The 23,568-nt window shown below is 61.7% G+C and carries 23 protein-coding genes and 1 tRNA gene; 14 read left to right on the forward strand and 10 right to left on the reverse strand.

The window, feature by feature from the left end; all coding sequences use genetic code 11:
• Position 1: 1 nt before the first annotated feature.
• Genes B9Z47_RS03835 through B9Z47_RS03860 form a run of 6 tightly spaced genes read left to right on the forward strand, consistent with a single transcriptional unit; the run spans position 2 to position 6,204 of the window.
• On the forward strand, positions 2-1,429 hold the full coding sequence (locus tag B9Z47_RS03835) for an FAD-dependent oxidoreductase (RefSeq protein WP_108329866.1): 1,428 nt from the start codon (positions 2-4) through the stop codon (positions 1,427-1,429).
• On the forward strand, positions 1,426-2,307 hold the full coding sequence (locus tag B9Z47_RS03840; protein WP_108329867.1) for an oxaloacetate decarboxylase: 882 nt from the start codon (positions 1,426-1,428) through the stop codon (positions 2,305-2,307). The genes B9Z47_RS03835 and B9Z47_RS03840 overlap by 4 nt, the downstream gene beginning before the upstream one ends.
• A complete protein-coding gene (locus tag B9Z47_RS03845) occupies positions 2,304-2,789 on the forward strand; it encodes a GNAT family N-acetyltransferase (protein ID WP_108329868.1) in 486 nt (161 codons plus the stop codon). The genes B9Z47_RS03840 and B9Z47_RS03845 overlap by 4 nt, the downstream gene beginning before the upstream one ends.
• Positions 2,790-2,844: 55 nt before the next feature.
• Complete coding sequence (locus tag B9Z47_RS03850) at positions 2,845-3,915, forward strand: amidohydrolase family protein (protein ID WP_108329869.1); 1,071 nt, start codon at positions 2,845-2,847, stop codon at positions 3,913-3,915.
• Between the two features lie 29 nt (positions 3,916-3,944).
• On the forward strand, positions 3,945-4,925 hold the full coding sequence (locus tag B9Z47_RS03855) for a tripartite tricarboxylate transporter substrate binding protein (protein WP_108329870.1): 981 nt from the start codon (positions 3,945-3,947) through the stop codon (positions 4,923-4,925).
• Between the two features lie 22 nt (positions 4,926-4,947).
• Positions 4,948-6,204, forward strand: a complete 1,257-nt coding sequence (locus B9Z47_RS03860; protein WP_108329871.1) for a flavin-dependent oxidoreductase — start codon at positions 4,948-4,950, stop codon at positions 6,202-6,204.
• 58 nt (positions 6,205-6,262) lie between these two features.
• Here B9Z47_RS03860 and B9Z47_RS03865 read toward each other — a convergent pair whose 3' ends face one another.
• Genes B9Z47_RS03865 through B9Z47_RS03880 form a run of 4 tightly spaced genes read right to left on the reverse strand, consistent with a single transcriptional unit; the run spans position 6,263 to position 10,385 of the window.
• The gene (locus B9Z47_RS03865) at positions 6,263-7,345 is read right to left on the reverse strand and encodes a VWA domain-containing protein (protein ID WP_108329872.1); all 1,083 of its coding nucleotides are present in this window, start codon (positions 7,343-7,345) and stop codon (positions 6,263-6,265) included.
• Entirely contained in the window at positions 7,338-8,417 is a 1,080-nt protein-coding gene (locus B9Z47_RS03870) for a DUF58 domain-containing protein (protein ID WP_108329873.1), read from the reverse strand. The genes B9Z47_RS03865 and B9Z47_RS03870 overlap by 8 nt, the downstream gene beginning before the upstream one ends.
• Entirely contained in the window at positions 8,386-9,435 is a 1,050-nt protein-coding gene (locus B9Z47_RS03875) for a MoxR family ATPase (protein ID WP_108329874.1), read from the reverse strand. The genes B9Z47_RS03870 and B9Z47_RS03875 overlap by 32 nt, the downstream gene beginning before the upstream one ends.
• Positions 9,436-9,470: 35 nt before the next feature.
• A complete protein-coding gene (locus tag B9Z47_RS03880; protein WP_108329875.1) occupies positions 9,471-10,385 on the reverse strand; it encodes a S1C family serine protease in 915 nt (304 codons plus the stop codon).
• A 55-nt stretch (positions 10,386-10,440) separates the two neighbouring features.
• Here B9Z47_RS03880 and B9Z47_RS03885 point away from each other — a divergent pair, with 55 nt between their 5' ends.
• Positions 10,441-11,505, forward strand: coding sequence for a VWA domain-containing protein (locus B9Z47_RS03885; RefSeq protein WP_108329876.1), 1,065 nt, complete (start codon positions 10,441-10,443; stop codon positions 11,503-11,505).
• Between the two features lie 86 nt (positions 11,506-11,591).
• Here the strand turns inward: B9Z47_RS03885 and B9Z47_RS03890 are convergent, their stop codons facing one another.
• Positions 11,592-12,812, reverse strand: a complete 1,221-nt coding sequence (locus tag B9Z47_RS03890; RefSeq protein WP_108329877.1) for a polyhydroxyalkanoate depolymerase — start codon at positions 12,810-12,812, stop codon at positions 11,592-11,594.
• Positions 12,813-13,003: 191 nt separating this feature from the next.
• Between B9Z47_RS03890 and B9Z47_RS03895 the strand changes: the two genes are divergently transcribed.
• Complete coding sequence (locus B9Z47_RS03895; protein ID WP_108330083.1) at positions 13,004-13,660, forward strand: glutathione S-transferase; 657 nt, start codon at positions 13,004-13,006, stop codon at positions 13,658-13,660.
• Positions 13,661-13,712: 52 nt separating this feature from the next.
• On the opposite strand, the gene B9Z47_RS03900 is transcribed toward B9Z47_RS03895, so the two are convergent.
• Positions 13,713-14,135, reverse strand: a complete 423-nt coding sequence (locus B9Z47_RS03900) for a cupin domain-containing protein (RefSeq protein WP_108329878.1) — start codon at positions 14,133-14,135, stop codon at positions 13,713-13,715.
• A 232-nt stretch (positions 14,136-14,367) separates the two neighbouring features.
• On the opposite strand from B9Z47_RS03900, the gene B9Z47_RS03905 reads away from it, so the two are divergent.
• From B9Z47_RS03905 to B9Z47_RS03915, 3 genes are all read left to right on the forward strand, one after another.
• On the forward strand, positions 14,368-14,958 hold the full coding sequence (locus tag B9Z47_RS03905) for a carboxymuconolactone decarboxylase family protein (RefSeq protein ID WP_108330084.1): 591 nt from the start codon (positions 14,368-14,370) through the stop codon (positions 14,956-14,958).
• Between the two features lie 36 nt (positions 14,959-14,994).
• A complete protein-coding gene (locus B9Z47_RS03910) occupies positions 14,995-15,972 on the forward strand; it encodes a tripartite tricarboxylate transporter substrate-binding protein (RefSeq protein ID WP_233253633.1) in 978 nt (325 codons plus the stop codon).
• Positions 15,973-16,033: 61 nt separating this feature from the next.
• Positions 16,034-17,215 (forward strand): MFS transporter, encoded by a 1,182-nt coding sequence (locus B9Z47_RS03915; protein ID WP_233253634.1) that lies wholly within the window; start codon positions 16,034-16,036, stop codon positions 17,213-17,215.
• Positions 17,216-17,225: 10 nt separating this feature from the next.
• Here the strand turns inward: B9Z47_RS03915 and B9Z47_RS03920 are convergent, their stop codons facing one another.
• Together B9Z47_RS03920 and B9Z47_RS03925 are read right to left on the reverse strand one after the other, a co-directional pair.
• Positions 17,226-18,239, reverse strand: a complete 1,014-nt coding sequence (locus tag B9Z47_RS03920; RefSeq protein WP_108329880.1) for an asparaginase — start codon at positions 18,237-18,239, stop codon at positions 17,226-17,228.
• A 3-nt stretch (positions 18,240-18,242) separates the two neighbouring features.
• Complete coding sequence (locus B9Z47_RS03925; protein ID WP_108329881.1) at positions 18,243-19,034, reverse strand: 2-keto-4-pentenoate hydratase; 792 nt, start codon at positions 19,032-19,034, stop codon at positions 18,243-18,245.
• A gap of 125 nt (positions 19,035-19,159) precedes the next feature.
• Here B9Z47_RS03925 and B9Z47_RS03930 point away from each other — a divergent pair.
• Positions 19,160-19,236 (forward strand) — tRNA-Met (locus tag B9Z47_RS03930).
• 187 nt (positions 19,237-19,423) lie between these two features.
• On the opposite strand, the gene rpsT is transcribed toward B9Z47_RS03930, so the two are convergent.
• The gene (gene rpsT / locus B9Z47_RS03935; RefSeq protein WP_108329882.1) at positions 19,424-19,732 is read right to left on the reverse strand and encodes a 30S ribosomal protein S20; all 309 of its coding nucleotides are present in this window, start codon (positions 19,730-19,732) and stop codon (positions 19,424-19,426) included.
• 172 nt (positions 19,733-19,904) lie between these two features.
• Between rpsT and murJ the strand changes: the two genes are divergently transcribed.
• Both murJ and B9Z47_RS03945 read left to right on the forward strand, forming a co-directional pair.
• Positions 19,905-21,470: a murein biosynthesis integral membrane protein MurJ gene (murJ, locus tag B9Z47_RS03940; protein ID WP_108329883.1), complete on the forward strand. Its 1,566-nt coding sequence runs from the start codon at positions 19,905-19,907 to the stop codon at positions 21,468-21,470.
• 10 nt (positions 21,471-21,480) lie between these two features.
• A complete protein-coding gene (locus B9Z47_RS03945) occupies positions 21,481-22,341 on the forward strand; it encodes a SirB1 family protein (protein ID WP_108329884.1) in 861 nt (286 codons plus the stop codon).
• A 78-nt stretch (positions 22,342-22,419) separates the two neighbouring features.
• Here B9Z47_RS03945 and purM read toward each other — a convergent pair whose 3' ends face one another.
• Entirely contained in the window at positions 22,420-23,475 is a 1,056-nt protein-coding gene (gene purM / locus B9Z47_RS03950; RefSeq protein WP_108329885.1) for a phosphoribosylformylglycinamidine cyclo-ligase, read from the reverse strand.
• Positions 23,476-23,568 lie beyond the last annotated feature (93 nt).

Below are 23,568 nucleotides of genomic sequence, written 5' to 3' on the forward strand. Positions count from 1 at the left end.
CATGAGCGCGCCGCTGCCGCAAGTTTGCCGGGCTGCCGAATTTCCAGCCGATGTGCACGCCGAGGACCACACGCCAGTGGTCATCGTGGGCGCTGGCGCTTGTGGCCTCACGGCCGCGCTGGCCTTGCACCGCTTGGGCGTTCAGTGCGTCGTGCTGGAGCGCGATGCGTTTGCAGCGGGCTCCACCGCCTTGTCGTCGGGTTTCATACCTGCACCTGGCACGCATGCGCAGCAGGCCCAGGGCATCACCGACAGCGTGGATTTGTTTGCCTCAGACATCCAGGCAAAAGCCCATGGCCAGGCCGCGCCGCATCTGGTGCAAGCCTATGCAAGCCACATTGGCCCGGCGCTCGATGCGCTGGCCCAGCACCACGGCCTGCCCTGGCAGGTGCTGGACAATTTTTTGTACCCCGGCCACAGCGCCCACCGCATGCACGCCGTGCCCGAAAAAACCGGGGCCGGTCTGATGAGCCGCCTGCAAGCGGCTGCCGACGCCGCAGGGGTGGTGGTGCTCACGCAGGCGCAGGTGACCGAGCTGTGGGCCGACGATGCGCGGCGCATCCATGGGGTGGGTTTTGTGCGGCCCGATGGCCAGACCGAGCGCATCCGCTGCGATGCGGTGCTGTTGGCCTGCAACGGTTTTGGCGGGGCAGCGGCCATGGTCAAAGAGCTGCTGCCCGAGATGGCCGAGGCCACTTATGCGGGCCATGTGGGCAACGATGGCAGTGCCATCGCCTGGGGCCAACAACTGGGTGCGCGATTGGCCGACCTGGGTGCTTACCAAGGGCACGGCTCTTGGGCCGTGCCGCAAGGGGCTTTGATCTCGTGGGCGCTGATGATGGAAGGCGGTGTGCAAATCAACGCCCAAGGCCAGCGTTTTCACGACGAAACCCAGGGCTATTCGGAGGCGGCAGTGCATGTGCTGGCGCAGCCGGGTGGTGTGGCCTGGAATGTGTTCGACGATGCGCTGCTGACTTTCGCGCAAGAGTTCCCGGATTTTGTGGCGGCACAGGGCGCGGGTGCGGTGCAACACGCCGCCGATGCACAGGCGCTCGCCCAGCTGATCGGCTGCCCGCCCGAGGCCTTGCAAGCCGCTTTGAACGCAGTTCAGCCGGGCACCGATCCGGCCACAGGCCGCACGTTCAAACGCGCCCTGCAAGCGCCGTTTCACGCCATCAAGGTGACAGGCGCCTTGTTCCACACCCAGGGCGGTCTGGACATCGACGCGCAAACCCGCGTGTTGCGCCAAGACGGCAGACCCTTGCCCAATTTGCTGGCCGCAGGCGGCGCAGCGCGGGGCGTGTCGGGTCAGGCGGTTTGGGGCTATCTGTCGGGCAACGGTTTGCTCAGTGCCATCGCCGGTGGGCACATTGCTGCGCATACGGTCGCCAATAAGGCAAAACAACATTTGAAGGATTCGGCACCATGAATCAGCCGCACAATTTGGCACAGCGTCTGCAACAAGACCAGGCCTTGCTTGCCCCCGGCGTGTACGACGCGCTTACCGCGCTGGTGGCCCAGCAGGCGGGCTTTGAGGCGGTCTATTTGTCGGGTGCATCGATCGCCTACACCCGGCTGGGCCGCTCCGACATCGGCCTGACCACCGCCACCGAAGTGGCGCAGACCTTGGCCCACATCACCGACCGGATGAACATCCCGGTCATCGTGGACGCCGACACCGGCTTTGGCAACGCGCTCAACACCCAACGCACGGTGCGCGATTTCGAGCGGGCCGGGGCTGCCATGATCCAGATCGAAGACCAGACTTTCCCCAAACGCTGCGGCCATCTGGACGGCAAGGGCGTGGTGCCGGTGGCCGAGATGCAGGGCAAGCTGCGCGCAGCCCTGGACGCACGGCACAACCCCAACACCCTGATCCTGGCGCGCACCGATGCGGTGGCGGTCGAGGGCCTGGACGCCGCGCTGGAGCGAGCCGAGCGCTACCTGGAGTGTGGTGTCGATGCGCTGTTCATTGAGGCCTTGCGCTCCCCCGAGCAAATGGACCGGGCCTGTGCCCAGTTCGCCAAGCGCGTGCCCCTGCTGGCCAACATGGTGGAAGGCGGCAAGACGCCGGTGCAAAGCGCGGCCGAGCTGGGCCAGCGCGGCTTCAAGATCGTGATCTTTCCGGGCGGCACGGCGCGGGCGGTGCTGCACACCTTGCAAGGCTATTACGCCAGCTTGCACACGCACCAGACCACGCGGCCCTGGCAAGAAAAAATGCTCGATTTTGATGGCCTGAACGCGGTCATTGAAACGCCGCAGCTGCTGGCACTGGGCCAACGCTATGAAGCTGGGGGCCAGTCATGACCTCCGCCATTGTTTTGCGCCCCTTGCAAGTCGGGGACATCGGCTGGGTGGCACACCGCCAGGGCATTTTGTATGCGCAGGAATACGGTTGGGATGGCACGTTCGAGGCCCTGGTGGCCGAGATCGCGGCGCAGTTTGTGAAGAACTTTGACCCCGCATGGGAGAACGCCTGGATCGCGGAACGCGACGGCCAGGTGGTGGGCTCGGTGTTTCTGGTCAAGGTGTCCGATGAAGAAGCCAAACTGCGCTTGCTGTATGTGGAGCCCGATGCCCGCGGCGCAGGCCTGGGACGGCGCTTGACCGAAGCGTGCATCGCGTTTGCCAAAGCCAAGGGTTACGTCAAGCTCACTTTGTGGACCAATGACATCCTCCATGCAGCCCGCCGCATTTACCAGCAAGCAGGGTTCGTGCAGGTGTCTGAAGAGCGGCACCATTCTTTTGGCCACGATTTGGTCGGACAGTATTGGGCGCTGGATTTGTAAAGCCGCTGTCGACCATGGAACTCAAATTTTTGAAATCAAAACCGGAGACTGATACATGAGCCACACACACAACTTGCCCCAGCGGCCCTATCGGCGCATTGCCACCGAAGAGGCATTTTCTCCACCGGAAATGCTGGAAATTTACAAGCGCATCCTGGCCAAAGAGGATGTTGACGTGGGTTTCAAACACCTGATGGGCTTTTACATGAGCAGCCCCAGCGAGCGTGCGCAGCACATCATGCGTTGCCTGGTGGACCTTGATGAATTGCGTTTGCAGCACATGGATGCGGCTGGGGTGGATGTGCAAGTCATTGGCTTGACTTCGCCGGGCGTGCAGATCATGGACAAAGACACGGCGGTGGCTTTTGCGCCAGTGGCCAACGACATCTTGGCGGACGCCATGCGCCGCCACCCCGATCGACTGGTGGGTATGATCGCTGTCGCTCCACAAGATCCTGCAGCCGCAGCCAGGGAAATCCAGCGCGGTGTGAACCAACTGGGCATGCATTCGGTGGTCATCAACTCGCACACGCAAGGCGAGTACCTGTCCGATACCAAGTTCTGGCCGATTTTTGAAGCCGCCGAGGCGATGGATACACCCATCTATTTGCATCCGAATGCGATGCCGGCCAGCATGATCCAGCACTTCATTGAGGCGGGTCTTGATGGTGCCATTTATGGTTTTGGTGTCGAGACCGGTTTGCATGCTTTGCGGTTGATCACCTCAGGGGTGTTTGACCGGTTTCCAAAGTTGCAGGTCATTCTCGGGCACATGGGCGAGGCCTTGCCGTTCTGGGCTTATCGCCTCGATTACATGCACGCTGCAACCGTGCGCTCACAGCGCTACCCCAGCGTGCAGCCCTTGAAGCGCAAACCCAGCGATTACCTGCGTGAGAATTTCCACATCACCAACAGCGGTGTGGCATGGGGCGCTGCGCTCAAGTTCACCCAGGATTTCATGGGGCCAGACCGTGTGCTGTACGCGATGGACTACCCCTACCAATATGTGCCTGAAGAAGTGGCCATGCTGGAAAATTTGGACATGGCACCGCAGGTGCGTCAAGCATTTTTCCAGGACAACGCGCAGCGTTTGTTCAAAATTCCTGCCGCCGCCCAGGCCGTTTGATTGCTCAACCCCACCCAGGAGATCCAGACATGGCTTTCATTTTCCGTCGACAAGCACTTGTGCTCACCAGCGCGTTGATCGCTTGTGTGAGTTTGGGCGTTTCTGCGCAAACCAGTTATCCCACCCAGGCGATCAAAATCATTGTGCCCTTCACGCCGGGCACGGGCATGGACACGATTGCGCGCGTGGTGGCCCCACGTTTGAGCGAGCGTTTGGGGCAATCCGTGGTGGTGCAAAACCAGCCCGGTGCCAGTGGCAACATCGGTGCCGAGGCGGTGGCCAAATCCACCGCAGACGGACACACGGTGTTGATGGGGGCCAACACCATGTTGATGGCTTCGCAGATGTACAAAAACGCGGCCTTTGACCCGGTCAAGGATTTCGCACCGGTGTCGATGGCCGCGTATGGCTCCTTGATGCTGGTGGCGAACCCTAAAACCGGCATCAAGTCCTTGCCTGATCTGGTCAAGCAGGCGCAGGCCCGGCCCGGGGGTATCAGTTTTGGTTCACCCGGTGTGGGCACGCCTCACCACATGGCCATGGAGTTGTTCAAGCTGGAGTCGAACACCTTCATGCTGCATGTGCCTTACCGGGGGTCGGCAGGCTACACACAGGACTTGTTGGGGGGCGAACTCAACGTCGGGTTTTTGCCGGTCCATGTGGCTCAGGGTTTTGTGAAAAACGGTCGGCTCAATGCGCTGGCGGTGGGCAGTCCCAAGCGGCATCCGGTGGCCCCTGAGGTGCCCACCTTTGAAGAGGTCGGTGTCAAAGGCGTGGACGTGGACCTTTGGTATGGTTTTTTTGTGCCCAGCAAAACGCCCGCAGCAGTGGTCACCAAACTGAACACGGAAATGGCCGCGATCTTGCGTCAAACCGATGTCAAAGACATTTTGGGCAAGGCCGGCATGGACGCTTCGGCTTCCACACCGGCCGAGCTGACAAGCATTGTGGCGAAAGACTACCCCCGCTGGGGCAAGGTGATTCGCAGCAAACAAATTTCTGCCGATTGACGGCCAACGAGAGGGGTGCAGCATGAGCATACAAACAAACATTGCGATCGTCGGTGGTGGCATCGGCGGTCTGGCACTGGCCTTGCACTTGCATGAAAGAGGTGTGGCCTGTGATGTCTTTGAGGCGGTTGCTGAAGTCCGCGAGCTGGGCGTGGGCATCACGCTGCTGCCCCACGCCATGCGTGAATTGGCCGCGCTCGGATTGCAGTCGGCCATTGAAGCGGCAGGCATTGAAAATCTCGAAAGTGCTTTCTACAACCGTCACGGCCAGTTCATTTACCGTGAACTGCGTGGCCGCCATGCCGGTTATCCGGTGCCTGAGATCGGCATCCACCGTGGCAAATTGCACAAAATCCTGTTTGATGCGGCCGTGCAGCGTTTGGGGGCCCAGCATGTTCACACCGGCCATCGCTTTGTGGGCATCACGCACAGCGACGACCATGTGGCAATTCACTTCCAAGACCCTCAAGGACAGGCTTTGCCGCCGGTCCAAAGTCAGGTGTTGATTGCGGCCGATGGCGTCAATTCGGCGGTTCGCCGGATTTTCTACCCGGAAGAGAAAATGGTGTTCACCGGCATCAACACCTGGCGTGGTGTGACACGTTTTGCCCCGATCCTGTCTGGCAAGACCTACATGCGCATTGGATCGATTGAAACCGGCAAGATGGTCATTTACCCGATCGTCGATCAAGTGGATGAGCAAGGCAGGCAGTTGATCAACTGGATGGCCGAAATCCGCATGGAGGGGCTGACGCAAAACGATTGGAACCGCCAAGGTCGGGTGGATGACGTGTTGCCCTTGTTCAAGGATTGGGCCTTCGACTGGCTGGATGTGCCGGCCTTGATTGCCAACGCGGAATCAATTCTGGAATACCCCATGGTTGACAAGGACCCCATTCCCCAATGGACCTTTGGTCGCGTGACCTTGCTGGGCGATGCGGCCCACCCCATGTACCCGCGAGGCTCCAATGGTTCAGCGCAAGCCCTGGTGGATGCGCGCACACTGGCCGATGAGTTGGCTGCAACGCCCGCAGGCGGTGATCTGGTGCCTGCGCTTTACCGCTACGAGACCGTGCGCAGACCGCTCACGTCCAAGGTGGTCTTGACCAACCGCAGCACCCCGCCGGATTTCATCAACATCAAGGTGGATGAACTGACGCACGGTCAACCGTTCAGGCACATCGACGATGTGATCAGCCAAGACGAGCTGCGAAAAATCTCGGACGATTACAAAAAGATCGCCGGCTTTTCGCTTGAAGCCTTGTCGAGCCCGGTCTGAAATTCACAGACGCCGTCGCTCGGGGCAGGCAGGCTTTGCCAGCGCGTGGCGTGGGTGCTCAGATGATGCGGCCCTGACGCCACCAAGCCAGTGCGCACCCTGCGGTCAGCAGCAGCATCCCCAGCAAAGCGCACAGGGCGGTCACTTCGGTTTGCCGGTGCTTCTTCAGGACGATTTGGTGACTGAGTGAGGTGTAGATTTTTTTCAGATCTTGGGCCTTGTGGACGCCAAAGTATTCACCGCGCGTGATGTCGGCTATTTTCTGAAGGCTGTCTTCGTCGAGTTTGACGCGCATTTGCATGCCTTGTGCTTTGAGGACCGTGCCTTGCACGGTGCCCACGCCCACGGTGTAAACGCGCACACCCAGATCGGCGGCGACTTGGGCCATTTTGAGGGGGTCAGGCCCGATATTGCCCTGGCCATCGCTGAATAACACGATGGCGGCCGCCGTGTTGGAGCCTGCTGGCACCTTGGGCAAAGTCACTGTTTTGGTCTGAGCGCTGGCCGTTGTGCCCGCGCTGCCGCTGGATGAGCCGGGCAGAGGGGCACCCGTGCCGGGGCGGTCCTGGCCTTCAATCAGTCCGCGCACATCCAGGCCCGAGCCTGGCAGCATGGCATCAAGGGCGATGACCAGACCGCTGCCCAGTGCCGAACCCGGTTGCAGACTCAAGTTGTCGATGGCTTGCAGCACCAGGTCACGCTGGTCGGTGGGGGCTTGCACCAGAGCAGCAGCCCCCGCCACGCTGACCACGCCCAATTTGACCTGGCCCGGCTGGCCGAGCACAAAGCTTTTGGCGGCCGCCTGGGCAGCTTCGATGCGGCTGGGTGGCACGTCGCTGGCCCGCATGCTGCCCGAGCTGTCGATGGCCAGCATCACGGTGTCGATGCGGCTGGGCAACAGCAAGATGGCTTGTGGCCTGGCGATGGCCACCAACAAACCTGCCAGGCCCAGCAGCACCAGCAGCGCAGGGGCATGGCGTGTGAAGCGAGGCGCGACACCGCTGGCCATGCTCTTGGAGGGCCATGCCCGTTGCACGCTGCGGCCTTGCCATGCGAGGTACAGGCCCAACCAGAGGGGCCATGCGGCCAGCAGCCACAGCAAGCGTGGCCAGACGAACTGGATCGAGTGCCATTCAGGCATGAGGACTCCTGGTTTGAGTGGGCCGAGCGGTGCTCATCGGGGTCGCTCGCCCACCGGTGCTCAACTGGCTGGCGCGTTTGCGCAGTTGTGCAAAACGCAGCAGGGCTTGGTCCAGCGCTTCGTCGGTGTTCAGCTCCAGGCAATCCACACCGGCTTGTGCCAAGCCGTCCAGCAAGGCTGCTTCACGGTCTTGGGCCTGCTGTGCAAAACGCTGGCGAAACGCCGCATCGTTGCCGTCCACGAGCAGTTGCTCGCCAGATTCGGCGTCTTGCACCAGCAGCATGCCGGTGTTGTCGGGCCAGGCCATCTCCAGCGGGTCGCGCAGGCGCACCGCCACCACTTCATGGCGTCTGGCCAGCTGGGCTAAGGGTTTTTCCCAGCCGGGCGGGCTGATGAAGTCGGACACCACAAACACCGCCGAGCGACGCCGCAGCACCGACTGGGCTTGCGCCAGCCATGGCCCCAGTGCGCTGGTCTGCACGGCGTTGCTTGGGCTGGACGTTGGGGTTTGGCCCGCCTGCAGCATCTGGTGCACGATGTGCAGCAGGTGCCGCCTGCCGGAGCGGGCGGGCACCACGCTGTGGGCGCGGTCTTGTCCGGTGAACAGCATCAGGCCCACGCGGTTGCCGTGTTGCGACAGCAGTTTGGACAGCACGGCCACGGCGCTGCAGGCCAGTTGGCGTTTGCTGGTGTGGCCCGAGCCGAAAGCCACCGAGGCGGACAGGTCCACCACAAACCAGGCGGCGATTTCACGGTCTTCCTGGTGCTCGCGCACATACGGGGTCTGCATGCGGGCGGTCACATTCCAGTCGATGTGGCGCACGTCGTCATGGGCCTGGTATTCGCGCAGATCGGCCAGCACCAGGCCGCTGCCGCGAAACAGGCTGCGGTAGTCGCCTTGCAGCTGGCCATCGAGCCGTTTGAGCACGGTCCATTCCAGCCGCTGCAGCCATTGCGCTGCATTCGGCAGGGGCGTAGGGGTGTCGGCCGCTTCAGACGCAGGAGCCTTCGGTTGGCCCTCGCCGGCTTCGGCCGTGGCCTCAGTTCGCTTCTTGCGCAGGAAGCTGAACATGGCGGTCCAGGGGCTTGTTGGGCGCGGGCACGGCCTGCAGAATTTTCAGGATCAGCGCATCGGCCGTCATGCCGTCAGACAGGGCCTCGTACGACAGCACCAGGCGGTGGCGCAGCACATCGGGCACGAGGTCGATCAGGTCTTGCGGCAAGGCATAAGGCCGCCCGCGCAGGAAGGCCAAAGCGCGTGCACCTTCGATCAGGCTGATGGTGGCACGCGGGCTGGCACCAAAGGTCAAATAAGGGGCCAGTTCGGGCAAGCCACAGCGCACCGGATCGCGCGTAGCGGCCACGAGCTTGACCGCGTACTGCACCAGGGCCGGGTCGACATAGCTTTGGCGGCATTGCGCTTGCAGCGCCATGAGCTGTGCGGTGTCGGCCACGGCCGCTGCGGTGGCGGGCATGCCGGTCACGCGCTGCACGATCACGAACTCTTCTTCTTCGGTGGGGTAGCCCACCAGCACCTTCATCATGAAACGGTCCAGCTGCGCCTCGGGCAGGGGGTAGGTGCCCTCGGTCTCGATCGGGTTCTGGGTGGCCATCACCAAAAAGGGTCGAGGCACGGGGTGGGTTTCGCCCGCGATGGTCACTTGCCTTTCCTGCATCACTTCGAGCAAGGCGCTTTGCACTTTGGCAGGAGCCCGGTTGATTTCGTCGGCCAGCAGCAAGTTGGCAAACACCGGTCCCAGCACGGTGCTGAACTCGCTGCTTTTTTGGTTGTAGATGCGGGTGCCCACCAGGTCGGCGGGCAGCAGGTCGGGCGTGAACTGGATGCGCTTGAAGCTGCCGCGCACCGCTTGGGCCAGGGTGTTGACGGTGAGGGTTTTGGCCAGGCCCGGTACGCCCTCGATCAGCAAATGGCCTTGCGCCAAGATGGCCACCAAGATGCGTTCGAGGAAAGCGTCTTGCCCGACCACCACGCGTTTGACTTCGTACAGCACGCGTTCCATCAAGGCCGCGTTGGTGGTGGCGCTTGGGGGCACTTGGCCCTGGTTCCATGCCAATTCAGAGGGGTTCATGCACAAAGCCTTTCAGGATCGGGTGGGTCAGGAAATCAGAACGGCGGCATGCCCATGCCGCCGCCCGCACTTTCGATGGTGGCGGCAAACACGATGCCAATGAAGGTGCGGGCCGAGGTGGGGTTGAGGATGGCGGTGACGATGCCCACCACCTCGCCCGCCATGTTGATGAGCGGCCCGCCCGAGTTGCCGGGGTTGGCGGCGGCATCGGCCTGGATCAGGCCGCGCATCATGGTTTTGTCCTCGGAGCCGAACTGCCGGTTCAGGCCCGAGACCACGCCAGCCGAGACCGAAGGCCCGATGCCAAAGGGGAAGCCCACGGCGACCACTTCGTCGCCCGGTTGCAGGTTCTGGCTGCTGCCCAGCGTGGCGGGCTGCAGGTCGTCGGGCAGGCGTTTGGCTTTGATCACGGCCAGATCGTTTTCGGGTTGCACGCCAATGATTTGTGCCTCGGATTCCAACCCATCGGCAAAGGTGACCTGGATGCGTTTGGCACCCTGCACCACGTGCAAGTTGGTCAGGATGACGCCTTCGTCCGAGATCACCACACCCGAGCCCACGCCGCTGTCTTGCAACTCGCCTTGCGGATTTTTCTTGTCCTCGTCCTGGGTGCGCACTCGCACCACCGAGGGGGCGATGAGTTGCGCTGCGCGGGCGGCCCGCGAGGGCAGGTCCTGCGTGTTCAGGGTGTGCAGCACTGCCGCGTTGATGTCGTCCTGTGTCAGCCGTTGTGGTGTGCCGATCTGTCGGGTCAGGGCCCAAGTCAGCGTTGCGGTGAGCAGGGCGCACAGCAGCAAAGCGGCCCAAAGTGGCAGACGCTGAAAGGGCTGGGTGGCGATGCGTGAAGCCGTGCGTGGGGGATGGGTGGCGGCCGCGCTTGCCGCTGCTGAAAACCGTCGGTCTGCCTCTTGTGCAGTGGGCTTTCGGCTGTAGAGTGCGGCGCGTTTCATCGTTGTGGAGGCCTTCGGTGATACAGTGGCCGGACTTCATCGCACGCCACACAACATGCACTTTATCTGGCCCGAGCTGCTTTGGCTATTGCTGTTGATCCCCCTGTTGGTGGTGGGGTACATCCGGGCTTTGCGCCGCAAACGCATTGCGGTTGTGCATTACCCCAGCCTGGACCTGATCCGGCCGGCGTTGGGTCCGGGGCACCGGATCCGCAGGCACATCCCGCCCGCTTTGCTGTTGTGCGCTTTGTCTCTGGTGTTGCTGGGCACCGCCCGGCCCAGTGCGAGGGTCACCTTGCCTGCCGACTACCTGACCTTGGTGCTGGCCATGGACGTGTCGCGCAGCATGCTGGCCGAAGACGTGCCGCCCAGCCGCATCGTCGCGGCCCAGCAAGCGGCCAAAACCTTTCTTCAGGAACTGCCCGGTCATGTGCGCGTGGCCGTAGTGTCTTTTGCGGGCAACGCCCAGCTGGTGCAGGGCGTGACGGACCATAAAGACGCTTTGTTGGCCGCCATCGACAGCTTTCAGTTGCAGCGCGGCACGGCCACGGGCAGCGGTTTGCTGGTGGCACTCAACACCTTGCTGCCCGAGTCGGCTGTTGATCTGGAGTCGGTGCTGTATGGCGCTGAGTTCAAGTCCGGCAGCTTGAGTCCCCAGGCTGGCTCTGCCGCAGGGCGTTCGCTCGACCAGCGTGCAGCACCACAGGCCGCCAAGCCCATGCCTGTGGGTTCCTATTCGGCCGGTGCGGTGATCTTGTTGTCCGATGGGCGCCGTACCACCGGCCCCGATCCGGTCGAGGTGGCCAAGTGGGCGGCTTCCAAGGGGGTGCGCGTGTACACCGTGGCTTTTGGGACGCCTAATGGCTTCATTCCGGGGTATGAAGGTTTCTCCTTTTACGCCCGGGTGGACGAAGAGGCGTTGCAAAAAGTGGCCGAGACGACAGGGGCCGAATTTTTCAGGGCCAGCAACGCCACCGATCTTGCGTCCATTTACCAGCACCTGTCATCCAAGTTCACGCTGGAGCGGCGTGACACCGAAATCACCGCCTTGCTGGTGGCTGTCGCGGGTCTGTTGGCGCTGCTGGCGCTGGGGTTGTCGATGCGTTGGTACCGGCGCTGAGCGCGTTCACCTGGCATTTCACCGCGCGCCAAGGGGCGGGGTCGCTCTGATTGCGCCCCGGCTTTGACAATGTGGCGGTTGCTGCTTCAGTGGATGCTGGCATGGATGGCGTCACGCACGCGAGGGTAGATTTGCTGGTGCCATTTTTTGCCGCTGAAAACGCCGTAATGGCCCACGCCGGTTTGTACATGGTGCGTTTTCAAAGAGGGACGGATCCCGGTGCACAAGTCCTGTGCCGCCACGGTTTGACCCACTGCGCAAATGTCGTCACGCTCGCCTTCCACGGTCATCAAGGCGGTGCGGTGGATGGCTGCAGGGTTCACGGCGCGGCCTCTGTAAGTGAGTTTCCCCAGCGGCAGGTCGTAGGTCTGGAAAACCTTGCGCACGGTTTCCAGATAGAACTCGGCCGGCAGGTCATTCACGGCCAGGTACTCGTCATAAAACTTGCGGATCGATGCCGCTTCTTCGACGCGCCCGTCCCGCAAATGTTCATAGAGGTGTTTGAAAGCCTCTTTGTGGCGCTCCATGTTCATGCTCATGAAGGCCGAGAGTTGCACAAAGCCCGGGTACACCTTGCGCATGAAGCCCACATGCGGCAAGGGCACATGGCTGATCAGGTTCTTTTCGAACCACTCGATGGGTTGGCTGATGGCCAATTCGTTCACCCCGGTGGGGTTGACCCTGCAATCGACCGGGCCTGCCATCAGGGTCAGGCTGCGCGGTTGTGCGGCGTCGTGGTCTTCGGCCATGAGGGCGGTGGCGGCCAGCGCCGCCACGCAGGGCTGGCACACGGCCACCATGTGCACACCCGGGCCGATGGCGCGCATGAACTGCATCAGGTAGCCGATGTAATCGTCCAGGCCGAAGCCGCCGTGCCACAGACCGATGTCGCGGGCGTTGTGCCAGTCGGTGATGTAAACGTCGTGGTCTTGCAGCAAGGTGCGCACGGTTTCGCGCAGCAAGGTGGCGAAGTGGCCCGACAGCGGTGCGGCCAGCAGCACGGGGGGCTGGTAGGGCAGGTGCTGGGCCTGCATTTTCTTGAAATGCAGCAAGGTGCCAAAAGGCAGACTCAGCGCTACTTCTTCCTGTATTTCAAAGGTGTTGCCTGCGACCTCCACGGTGTCGATTTGGTAGCACGGTCGGCTGTGCGTCAGGCGCATGCGGGCCAGCACGTCGAAAGCGGCCATGGGCATGCGCAGGGCGCGGTGTTCTTGGGTTGGAAGCCAGGCGGGGGCACCCCAGTGCTGTGCCAGCAACCGCCAGGGTGAACTCAAGTCGGACTGCAGTTGGTAGGCTTGGTACAGCATGGCGTGCCTTCAGTGTGGAGATGCAGCGATGGACGCAAGTTACGGGCCAGTGCCCAGGCACTGCGGTGGTGCCTGCAGCGGTGGATGTGTGGCATGGCCCTTGCATCCAAACCATGAGCATCGTGCAGTTGCATGACGCGCTTGTGAAATTCACAGCCCACATCCGCTTGTTCAACGTTCTGGAGATCTTCATGCCCAAAGCCATCCTTACCCTCAGCAGCAAAAATTACGGGGCCTGGGCCTTGCGCGGCTGGTTGATGGCCAAACTGGTACGGCTCGATTTCATCGAAAAAGTCATCTCGCCCGACGACCCCAGCATGCGGGCCGAAATGCTTTTGCTGTCGGCTTCGATGCAGGTGCCCTCGCTGGACCACGAGGGTGTGCATGTGTGGGACACCTTGGCGATGGGTGAATACCTGAACGAGGTCAAGCCCAAGGCGGGTTTGCTGCCCGCAGACCGTGCTGCCCGATCGCATTGCCGCGCCATTTGTGGCGAGATGCATTCGGGTTTCAGTGCGCTGCGGGCATCCTTGCCGATGAACATCAAGGCACATTTCCCGGGCTTCAAGATTTGGTCGCGCGCGCAAACCGACATCGACCGCATTGTGGTCATTTGGCAGGAATGTCTGGCTCAGTACGGTGGCCCCTATTTGTTTGGCAAAAAGCCTGGCCTGGCCGATGCCATGTTCGCGCCTGTGGTCACCCGTTTTCGCACTTACGACGTGAAGCTCGATCACGCTTGTCAGGCTTACAGCGATGCCATCATGGCCTTGCCCGACATGCAGGAGTGGGTGACTTCGGCGCTGGCGGAGCCCGATGAAATTGACGAGCTGGATGCCGAGTTTTGAAGTTGCAAGAGTGGGTCAAAACGGCGCAGGATTTGCGCCGTTTTGACGTACTTCAGTTCCAGGGCGTAGTGGCCGGAATGGCGCACACAGGATCGACCTCGATGGTCTTGAAGTCGGCCGGTGACACGATTTCCAGGTACTCCATGTCGGGTGAGTAGTCGAACAGGTAATGCTGGATGCCCGGGCGCTGGTGCACGCAGTCACCCGCTTCGACCAGGGTGACCTGGTCTTCGTACATGAACTTGGCCCAGCCTTTGACCATGATCACGATCTGGAAGTCGGCCTCGTGGCGGTGCCAGCCCGTGCCTTTTTCGGGGGCCATGTTGGCTTTGACCAGATGTGCAATCACTTGGCCGTGCGTGGCCTCGGCAATGCCCAGGTCACGGTAGAGGAAAAAGTCGCGCAGGCCACCCGAGGCATAAGGCTTGTCGGTGGCTTTGAGGTGCGAAAAGAGGGTCCCGGTTTTGTCCAGCATGCAGTACTCCTTGAAGGCGAAGCCAGATGGCTTCGCTGGGGTACTGCAAGCCATGTGCCAGCGCTGGCGCTGTTTTCACCGCCTGTGGCGCTCGGTGCTGGTGCATGGCAAGCCGCGGGTGCACCGCTCTGTGCCGTGTGTGCACCAGTCATTTGGGCGACTGTGGGGCTGGGGGCTTGTTGTTACCTTTGCGCGCTGTTTTGTCCACCCACGCCATATTGCTGGAACCACCATGACCGAGCGACTCTCTCAGATCACCTACGACGCCTTGCCTGCCGACGTGCGACCTTTGGCCGATGACATCCTCAAGGTGTCAAGCGCCGCGCTGGGCGGGCCTTACAACGCGCTGTTGCGCAGCCCCGACATGGCGCGCCGTGCCTTTGATTTTCTGGACTATCTGCGCTTCAAGACCTCGGTCAACAAGCGACTGAACGAGTTTGCCATCCTGATCCAGGCGCGCATCTCGAATGCGCAATACGAATGGTGGGCGCACGAGCCAATTGCCCGCAAGGCAGGCTTGTCCGATGCGGTCATGCGCGACTTGCAGCAATGCAGCCGCCCGAACGGCATGCAAGACGATGAACGCCTTGTCTATGATTTTTGCATTCAGTTGTCTTTGAATCACCGCGTTCCTGACGATCTGTGGCAAGAAGCCGTGATGAAAATGGGCGAGCAGGCGGTGGTAGACCTGACGGTTTTGTCAGGCACGTATGTGATGGTGTCCATGTTGCTGAATGCCACGCAGGTGGGCATTCCGGGCGGTGGTGCCGAACCCCTGCAGGTGCTGAGCCCTCTGGAGATTCGCCAGCGTTTGCTGGCCTGATCCGTCACACTGGCAGATTCAAATAAGGAGACATTCATGGACCCCCGTTTCATTCGCGCCGCTTTGGCGGTACTGCTGGCAGCCGCCGCTGTCCAAGCCCCGGCGCAAGATTTCCCCAACCGCGCCATCACCATGGTCATGCCTTATGCACCAGGTGGCCCGGGTGACACCATCACCCGTGTCTTCGCCGGGGCCATGCAAAAGCATTTGGGCCAGCAGATCGTGGTGGACAACACCGCAGGGGCTTCGGGCTCGATCGGCACGGCCAAGGTGGCACGGGCCAAACCCGATGGCTACACCTTGTTGATGATCCACGTCAGCCATGCGACCAATCTGGCGATGTACAAAAGCCTGCCCTACCACCCGGTGGACGATTTCGAGCCGATCGGCCGAGCCACCAGTGGTCCGATGGTGATCGTCACGCGCAACGAGTTCCCGGCCAGGAACCTGGGCGAGTTTGTGGCCTACGTCAAGGCCAATGCCGCGAAGGTCAGCTTGGCGCACGCGGGTGTGGGTTCGGCCTCGCACCTGTGCGGCTTGATGATGATGAACGCGCTGAACGTCAAGTTCAATGAAATCCCTTACAAGGGCACCGGCCCCGCCCTGACCGATCTGATGGGCGGCCAGGTGGACATCCTGTGCGACCAGACCTCAGGCACCGTCCCTTCCGTCAAGAGCGGCAAGATCAAGGCTTATGCGTCGGCAGGCAAAACCCGTTTGCCGCAATTGCCCGAGGTGCCTGCCATTTCGGAGGCGGGGGTGGAGGGTTTTGACATCAACATTTCCTTTGGCTTGTATGCCCCCAAAGGCACACCCAAGTCGGTGCTGGACCCATTGACCTCGGCCTTGCAAAAATCCGTGGGCGATGTCGAAGTGCGCCAGCGTCTGGAGGCCATGGGCATCTCGGCTGTGAGCGCCGAATTGGCAAGGCCTGAGGCTTTGCGTTCCCATTTGAAAAACGAAATCGACACCTTGGGCGGTTTGTTGGTCAAGGCGGGTGTCAAAGCGAATTGAAGGTGGCCGCTGCGTGCTGGGGCCTTGAGGTGTCAGTCTCGCCTGTACGGGAGATGAAATGATGAAAAACTGGTGGCCCTTGCTGCTGACTTTGGTGATCCAGGCGATGGTGGCCATGGCCTTGCTGACCTTGCCCGTGATGGCACCCGTGGTGGCTGAGGCCATGCAGGTCTCGCCCGCGCTGGTGGGGCTGTACGTGTCGGTGACCTATGCCGGGGCCATGGTCTCTACTTTGATGGGGGGTGCCACGGTGGCCCGGATGGGTGCCATCCGCGTGAGCCAATGGGGTCTGCTCTTGTGCGCGGCAGGTTTGCTTTTGTGCGCCGTGCCCTGGTTTCCAGCCATGGTGCTGGGGGCGGTGTTGATTGGCCTGGGTTATGGGCCGATCACCCCGGCCAGCTCGCACCTGCTGGCCCGCACGACGCCCCAAAGCCAGATGTCGCTGGTGTTTTCCATCAAGCAAACCGGCGTGCCTTTGGGCAGTATGCTGGCCGGTGCCATGGTGCCGCCCTTGGCCTTGCTGACCAACTGGCAAATCAGTCTGCTGGCAGTGGCCGGGGCGTGCCTGTTGTGTGCTGGGGTGTCGCAAGGTTTGCGGGCCGAGTTGGACACTGACCGCCAGCCTGCCACCCCCATCCGCTGGGGTAGTTTGGTTCAGCCCATTCGGTTGGTGCTGGCGCATCGCAGCTTGCTCACCATGGCGTCCTGCTCGTTCATGTTTTCGATGGTGCAACTGTCGCTGACCACTTACTTGGTGACTTTTTTGCATGAGGACTTGTCGTATGGCCTGGTGGCTGCGGGCCTGGCCTTGTCGGTCACGCAAATGGGGGGCATTGGTGGGCGCATCGCTTGGGGCTATGTGGCCGACCGCTGGCTGGGTGCCCGGCGCATGCTGCTGCTTTTGGCCAGCCTGATGGCGCTTGGTGCGCTGGCTTCGGCCTTTTTGACCACCAACACGCCGCAGAGCGTGGTGGTGGTGATTCTGGTGGCGTTTGGTGCTTCGGCCATCGGCTGGAACGGGGTGTACCTGGCCGAAGTGGCCCGACGTGCCCCGCCAGGCATGGCCAGCATGGCGACAGGCGGGACTTTGGCGTTCACGTTTTTGGGGGTGGTGGTGGGGCCCCCCATGTTCGGTGTCCTGTCCAGTCTGTTTGGTACTTACCGCGCGGGGTTTGCGGGCCTGATGGTCATGGCCAGTGTCAGTGGCACCGTGTTGTTCTGGAGCCAGCGGCCTGCCCGTTGAAGTCGGGCGTTCAAGCAGCCTGCAAAATTTGGTCGATCCAGTGCTGCAGTGCGGTGCCGTTCATGCCGTGCGCCAGCCCCAGCAGCATGATGATGCGCACTTTGTGCGGCGGCAAAGGGCCTGCGGTCAACAGTCCGTGGGCGGCATCGTTGTAAACGCTGGTGCGCGTCACGCTGCCGGTGATGAAACGGGCACATCGGGCTACCAGCACGCCCTGGCTGGGCAAGGCCTGGATGAACGCCCGGTAGGCTGTGGGCGTGTTGGCGTTGCCCAAGCCGGCATGCACAATGCCCTGCGCACCGGCAGCCACAAAGGCGCGCATCGCGGTCTCGTCCACACCCGCATAGGCCACGGCAATGTCCACGCGAGGCCAGGTCGCAGGCGTTGGCCAATCGGCAGGCGTTTGCCAGGCCACAGTCGGGGCACGCCCGGCTGCGCGGAACCACTGCACCGCCTGGTCGGCCACTTCGCCCACGGCCCCGGCCAGCGGGCTGTCAAAGGCTTCCACGCTGCTCACATGGCGTTTGGTGACCCACAGGCCCGAGTGGATGCGCCCGTTCATCACCACCAAAGTGCCATGTCCGCGCGCACCGGGGCAGGCGGCCACACTGCAGGCATCGAGCAAATTGGCCGGGCCATCGGCCGAGTAGGCCGTGGCCGGGCGCATGGCACCCACCACAACGATGGGTTTGTCGCTGTCCACGCTCAGGTGCAAAAACGTCGCGGTTTCTTCCAGTGTGTCGGTGCCATGCGTCACCACGATGCCCGTCACATCGGGGTTGTGGACGGCTTGCATCACAGCGGCATGCAGCTCAAGCCAGTGCTCGGGCCGCACGTCGTAGCTGGCCAGCTGCAGGGGTTGTGTGACATCGATGTCGTAGCGCTGGCGCAACTCGGGCACGGTGTCGATCACCGCAGCCAGGCTCAGGCTGGCGGGTTTGTAATCGGTGCTGACCGAGGCGGCGCTGGCCGCGCCGGCGATGGTGCCGCCGGTGCCAATCAAGGCCAAATGGGGTTTTGTCATGTTTCAAGTCTCCGAAAAAATCATGTGGACGCAGCCCAGCGGGCCGTAATCGGCGTTGGCACAGTCGCCGGGTTCCAGTTCAAGCGGCACCATGCAGGTGCCGGTGGTGATCACCTGACCCTTTTGCAAGGGGATGCCCAAGCTGGACAGCTGGTTGGCCAGCCAGGTCAGGGCGGTGCGCGGATCGCCCAGCACGTTGCCGCCTGTGCCTTCGCGTGTGTACTTCAGCGTGCTGCCGTGGTCCACGCGGGCGTGCACGGGGTAGGTGCTCAAGTCCAGTTCGCGCCACAGCTCGGGTGCGGCCGGACCCAGCACAAAATGGCGGGCACAGGCGTTGTCGGCCAGCAACTGGGCCTCTCCGGCCTGTGTGAAGGGTTCCAGCCGGGAGTCTGGCACTTCAATGGCGGGGTGCAAGCTGGCCACAGCGGCCATGACCTCTTGTGGGGTGTAGGGCAAGGCTTGCGGCGGCAGGTCCGTGGCCATGGTGAAGGCAAATTCTGGCTCGGCCACGCGCATGCGGTTGCCCGCTGAAGGGACCGTGGCACCGCTGTCAAACACCATGCCTGACAGCAAACGTCCGGCCAGTGGCCCACCCACGTTGATGTGGGCTTGTCCATTGGCGCTGGTGGCGGCGATCTTCCAGCCCAGCAAGGTGCGGCCCGACACGACAGGCAATTGCGCCTGTGCGGCATAGCCTTGTGCGGCCGTGACTGGCTGGCATGTTGGGGGCAGGGCGCTCAGCACCTGGCCCGTATGCCAATGGTCCCAAATCGCTTGGGCAGCTTGCTTGGCCATTTGAAACTCAGGACTGGCTGAGGCGGGTATTTGCAGACTCATCCGTCAATTGTTACGCCAAGTGGCTCGAATCTTCCAAAATCTTGTGTATAATTTTTGGCTTGACGACATCGTCAGAAAATTCAGGTGATATAGCTCAGTTGGTTAGAGCGCAGCATTCATAATGCTGATGTCGGTGGTTCAAATCCACCTATCACCACCAAGACATGATCCAAGGCCGTTCACTGACATCCAGTGAACGGCCTTTTTCATTGTGCGCCCATGCTGGGCGCACAATGAAAAAACCGCCGAGGCTTTCACCTGGGCGGTTCAGTTTTCGCGGACAGCGCACCCGTTTCAAACGGCGGCAAGGGCAGGGCCCTGCCGGGCTGTTGATCTGGTGGAGCGGATCAGGCTGCTGTGGCGGCAAGGGCCAAAGTCTTGACTTTGGCGCTCAGGCGGCTCTTGTCGCGAGCAGCCTTGTTTTTGTGGAAGATGCCTTTGTCGGCAATGATGTCCACCACGGTTTGCATTTTGGCAAACAGCTCGGTGGCTTTGGTCTTGTCGCCTGCTGCAACGGCTTTTTCGACGTTTTTCACAGCAGTGCGGTATTTGGAGCGCAGCGAAGAGTTTGCTGCGTTGATTTTGACGTCCTGGCGGACGCGTTTACGGCCGGAAGCAAGACGGGGGTTTTTCTTTTTGGGTTTAGCGGATGCCATATATAAGTTCTTTCAGTGTCTGAGGATGATGTCCGGCGAACCGGGCATTCTAGCAGATCCGATGCGGCTCTTGGGCTGATCCACCAGAAAGGCGCAGCAGGTGCGTGCGAGGGCTTATTTGAATGTGAATCGCTTTCAGCGCTGGGATCGGAGACCGCTACACTCGCCCGTTGTGAGCCTTCTCCGTTCTGCCTCTGTCGTGTCGATTTTTACCTTGGCCTCCCGGGTCACGGGTTTGGTGCGTGAATTGCTCATCGCCTCGATGTTCGGTGCGAGCGCCTTGACCGATGCCTTCAATGTGGCCTTTCGGATTCCCAACTTGTTTCGGCGTTTGTTTGCCGAAGGGGCCTTCAGCCAGGCTTTTGTGCCGGTATTGGCCGCGAGCCGTGCCCAACACGGTGAAGAGGTCACCAAAGCGGTGATCGACAGTGTGGCCACCGCCTTGGCTTGGTCGGTGCTGGCTTTGTCCGTGCTGGGGGTGTTGGCGTCACCTTGGCTGGTCTGGGCCCTGGCCAGCGGCTTGCAGCAAGATGCCCGAGGTTACGGTGCTGCTGTCCATATGACCCGGTGGATGTTTCCCTACATTGCGTTCATGTCGATGGTGGCCCTGTCGGCAGGTATTCTGAACACGTGGAAGCGCTTTGCCGTGCCAGCGGCCACGCCCGTGTTGCTCAATGTGAGTGTGATCGCAGCAGCCTGGTGGTTGTCGCCGTGGCTGAACCGGCAAGGCCTGGAAGCCATTTATGCGTTGCCTGCGGGCGTGATGTTGGGCGGGGTTTTGCAATTGGCGGTCCAAATCCCTGCATTGAGCCGCTTGGGCTTGCTGCCGCGTTTGGGTTTGGTGCCCGCCACTTTGAAAAAAGCTTGGACGAACCCGGCAACCCTGAACATCTTGCGCCTCATGGGGCCGGCCTTGTTGGGCGTGGGGGTGGCGCAAATTTCCTTGCTGATCAACACGCAGATCGCCTCGCATCTGGCGCCGGGCAGCGTCAGTTGGCTGACGTATGCCGACCGCTTGATGGAGTTTCCGACCGCCCTTTTGGGCGTGGCGTTGGGCGTGGTGTTGATGCCGCAACTGGCCGCAGCCAAAGCCACGGGGGATGGCGAGCGCTACGCAGCCATGCTGGACTGGGGGTTGCGTCTGGTGCTCTTGTTGGCTTTGCCCTGTGCGGCGGCCTTGCTGGTCTTTTCTCAGCCACTGGTCTCGGTGCTCTATCACTATGGGGCGTTCACTGACCGCGACGTGCAGCAAACCACCTTGGCCTTGACGGGCTACGGTGTGGGCTTGTTGGGCCTGGTGGCCATCAAGGTGCTGGCACCCGGCTACTACGCCAGCCAGGACATCCGCACGCCGGTGCGCATTGCTGTTGTGGTGCTGGTGCTGACACAAGTTTTCAACGTGTTGCTGGTGCCGTACCTCGCCCATGCTGGGTTGGCGTTGTCGATTGGCCTGGGCGCTTTGGTCAACGCCTTGTGGTTGCTGGTGGGTCTGCTGCGCCGGGGCAGTTACAAACCTCAACCGGGGTGGTGGCGTTTTGGTCTGCAGGTGTTGCTGGCCACAGGCTTGCTGACAGGCTTGCTCTGGTCGGCTGCCCAGTATCTGCCTTGGGTGACCATGCGCCAGGACGCCTGGCTGCGCATCGGCTGGATGACCCTGGTTTTATCGTCTTCGGCCCTGCTTTATTTTGGTGTGTTGTGGGCAACGGGTCTGAGGCTCAAGGCTTTCCTCAAGCGTTGATGGAGCACGCATGACCCTGAATCTTTCACCTCCTACCCCGTTGAGCTACTTCGCCAGTCTGGTCCAGAGCGATGAGCACTTGCCCTTGTTGGAGGCAGCCGCCAGCTTGGCCCAGGACGAAGAGCCCACACTGGATGTGCAGCAGGTGCTGGACGATGTGGCACGCTTGCTCAAAAGGGTCACAGCGCGTTTGCCCGATGAGGCCGATGATCTGACCCGGCTGGCCATATTGACCCAGGTTTTTCACAAGGACCTGGGCTTTGGGGCCAATGCCAACGATTATTACGCGCCGGAAAACAGCTACCTGAATGAGGTCTTGCGAACCCGCCGGGGCATCCCGGTTTCCTTGGCTGTGATCTGGCTGGAGCTGGCCCAGGCGCTGGATTTGCAGGCGCAGGGTGTTTCATTTCCTGGCCATTTCCTGGTCAAGGTCACGCTTGAAGGCGGGCTCGTGGTGCTGGACCCGCTCACGGGCGAATCTTTGGGGGTGGACACGCTCGCCGAGCGTTTGGGGCCTTACCGCGACCCTGCAGACCGCACGGCAGCGCCAGACCTGGATGAAGGGGAAACCCCCCTGGGTCTGTATTTGCAAGCCTGCCCAGCCCGGGATGTGCTGGCCCGCATGCTGCGCAACCTGAAAGAAATTTTCCGTTCGCAAGAGGATTGGCGGCGCATGCTGCAGGTGCTGGATCGTTTGGTGGTGTTGTTGCCCGAGGTCTGGACAGAACGACGCGATCGAGGTCTGGTGCACGCCGAGTTGGGCCATGTGCATGAAGCCTTGCAGGACTTGAGGCTGTATTTGGAGGCCGTGCCGTCAGCGCCTGACACGGTGGCCCTGAGAAACCGGGTGAGCGAGCTCTCGGGGCTTTGACGGCCCGCAGGCCGAGCTTGGCGCGTGGTGGATCTGAGCCAGAGACTCAGTCGGGCCAAGCGCGCCAGACAAGAAGGCTCAGGCCACCACCACCTGTGCGCCTTCGCCTTGCTGCGCGATGTGGCCAATGGTGTAGACCATTTCACCCAGACTGCTCAATGTGGCCGCGCATGCCTCGGCTTCAGCGGCACTCACCACCACCACCATGCCGATGCCGTTGTTGAAGGTGCGGTTCATCTCGACATCGTCGATGCCTGCGGTCTTTTGCAGCCAGGCAAACAGCTCGGTCTGGGGCCAGCTGCCTTTTTGCAAGTGGGCGGCCAGGCCTTCGGGCAGCACGCGGGGGATGTTTTCAAGCAAACCGCCGCCGGTGATGTGGGCCAGCGCCTTGATGCCGGAAGACGAATCTGGTGCCGTGGGATGCGCCGCCAATGCCGCCAGCACGTTCAGCACGTACAGCCGGGTGGGCTCCATCAGGGCTTGCTTGAAAGGCTTGCCATCCAGGGTGGCGGGAGCGTTGGCACCTGCACGCTCGATGCACTTGCGCACCAGAGAAAAACCGTTGGAGTGCACACCACTCGAGGCCAGGCCCAGCACCACATCGCCCGCTTTGACGTTTTGGCCGGTGAGGATTTTGGATTTTTCGACCGCGCCGACCGCAAAACCTGCCAGGTCGTATTCACCCGCAGGGTACATGCCGGGCATTTCGGCCGTTTCACCGCCAATCAGGGCGCAGCCTGACAATTCGCAGCCCTTGGCAATGCCGCCGACCACAGCGGCGGCAGTGTCCACATCCAGCTTGCCGCAGGCAAAGTAGTCGAGGAAGAACAAGGGCTCGGCACCTTGCACCAGCACGTCGTTGACGCTCATAGCGACCAGGTCGATGCCCACTGTGTCGTGCATGTTCCACTCGAACGCCAGCTTGAGCTTGGTGCCCACGCCGTCTGTGCCACTGACCAAAACGGGCTCTTTGTAACGCTTGGGCACTTCAAACAACGCACCAAAGCCGCCAATGCCCGCCAACACGCCTTCACGCATGGTTTTCTTGGCCAAGGGCTTGATGCGCTCGACCAAGGCATCGCCTGCGACGATGTCGACACCGGCGTCTTTGTAGGAAAGTGGAGTTTGACTCATGGTTTGGACCCAAAAGGGGCATGTAAATGGGGGAGCGGGAGCCAATAAACGGGCTGGCAGACTAAAATCAGTGCTTATTTTAAGGGTTAGCCC

Source organism: Limnohabitans sp. 2KL-1 (genome assembly GCF_003063435.1).
Taxonomy (GTDB): Bacteria; Pseudomonadota; Gammaproteobacteria; order Burkholderiales; family Burkholderiaceae_C; genus Limnohabitans_A.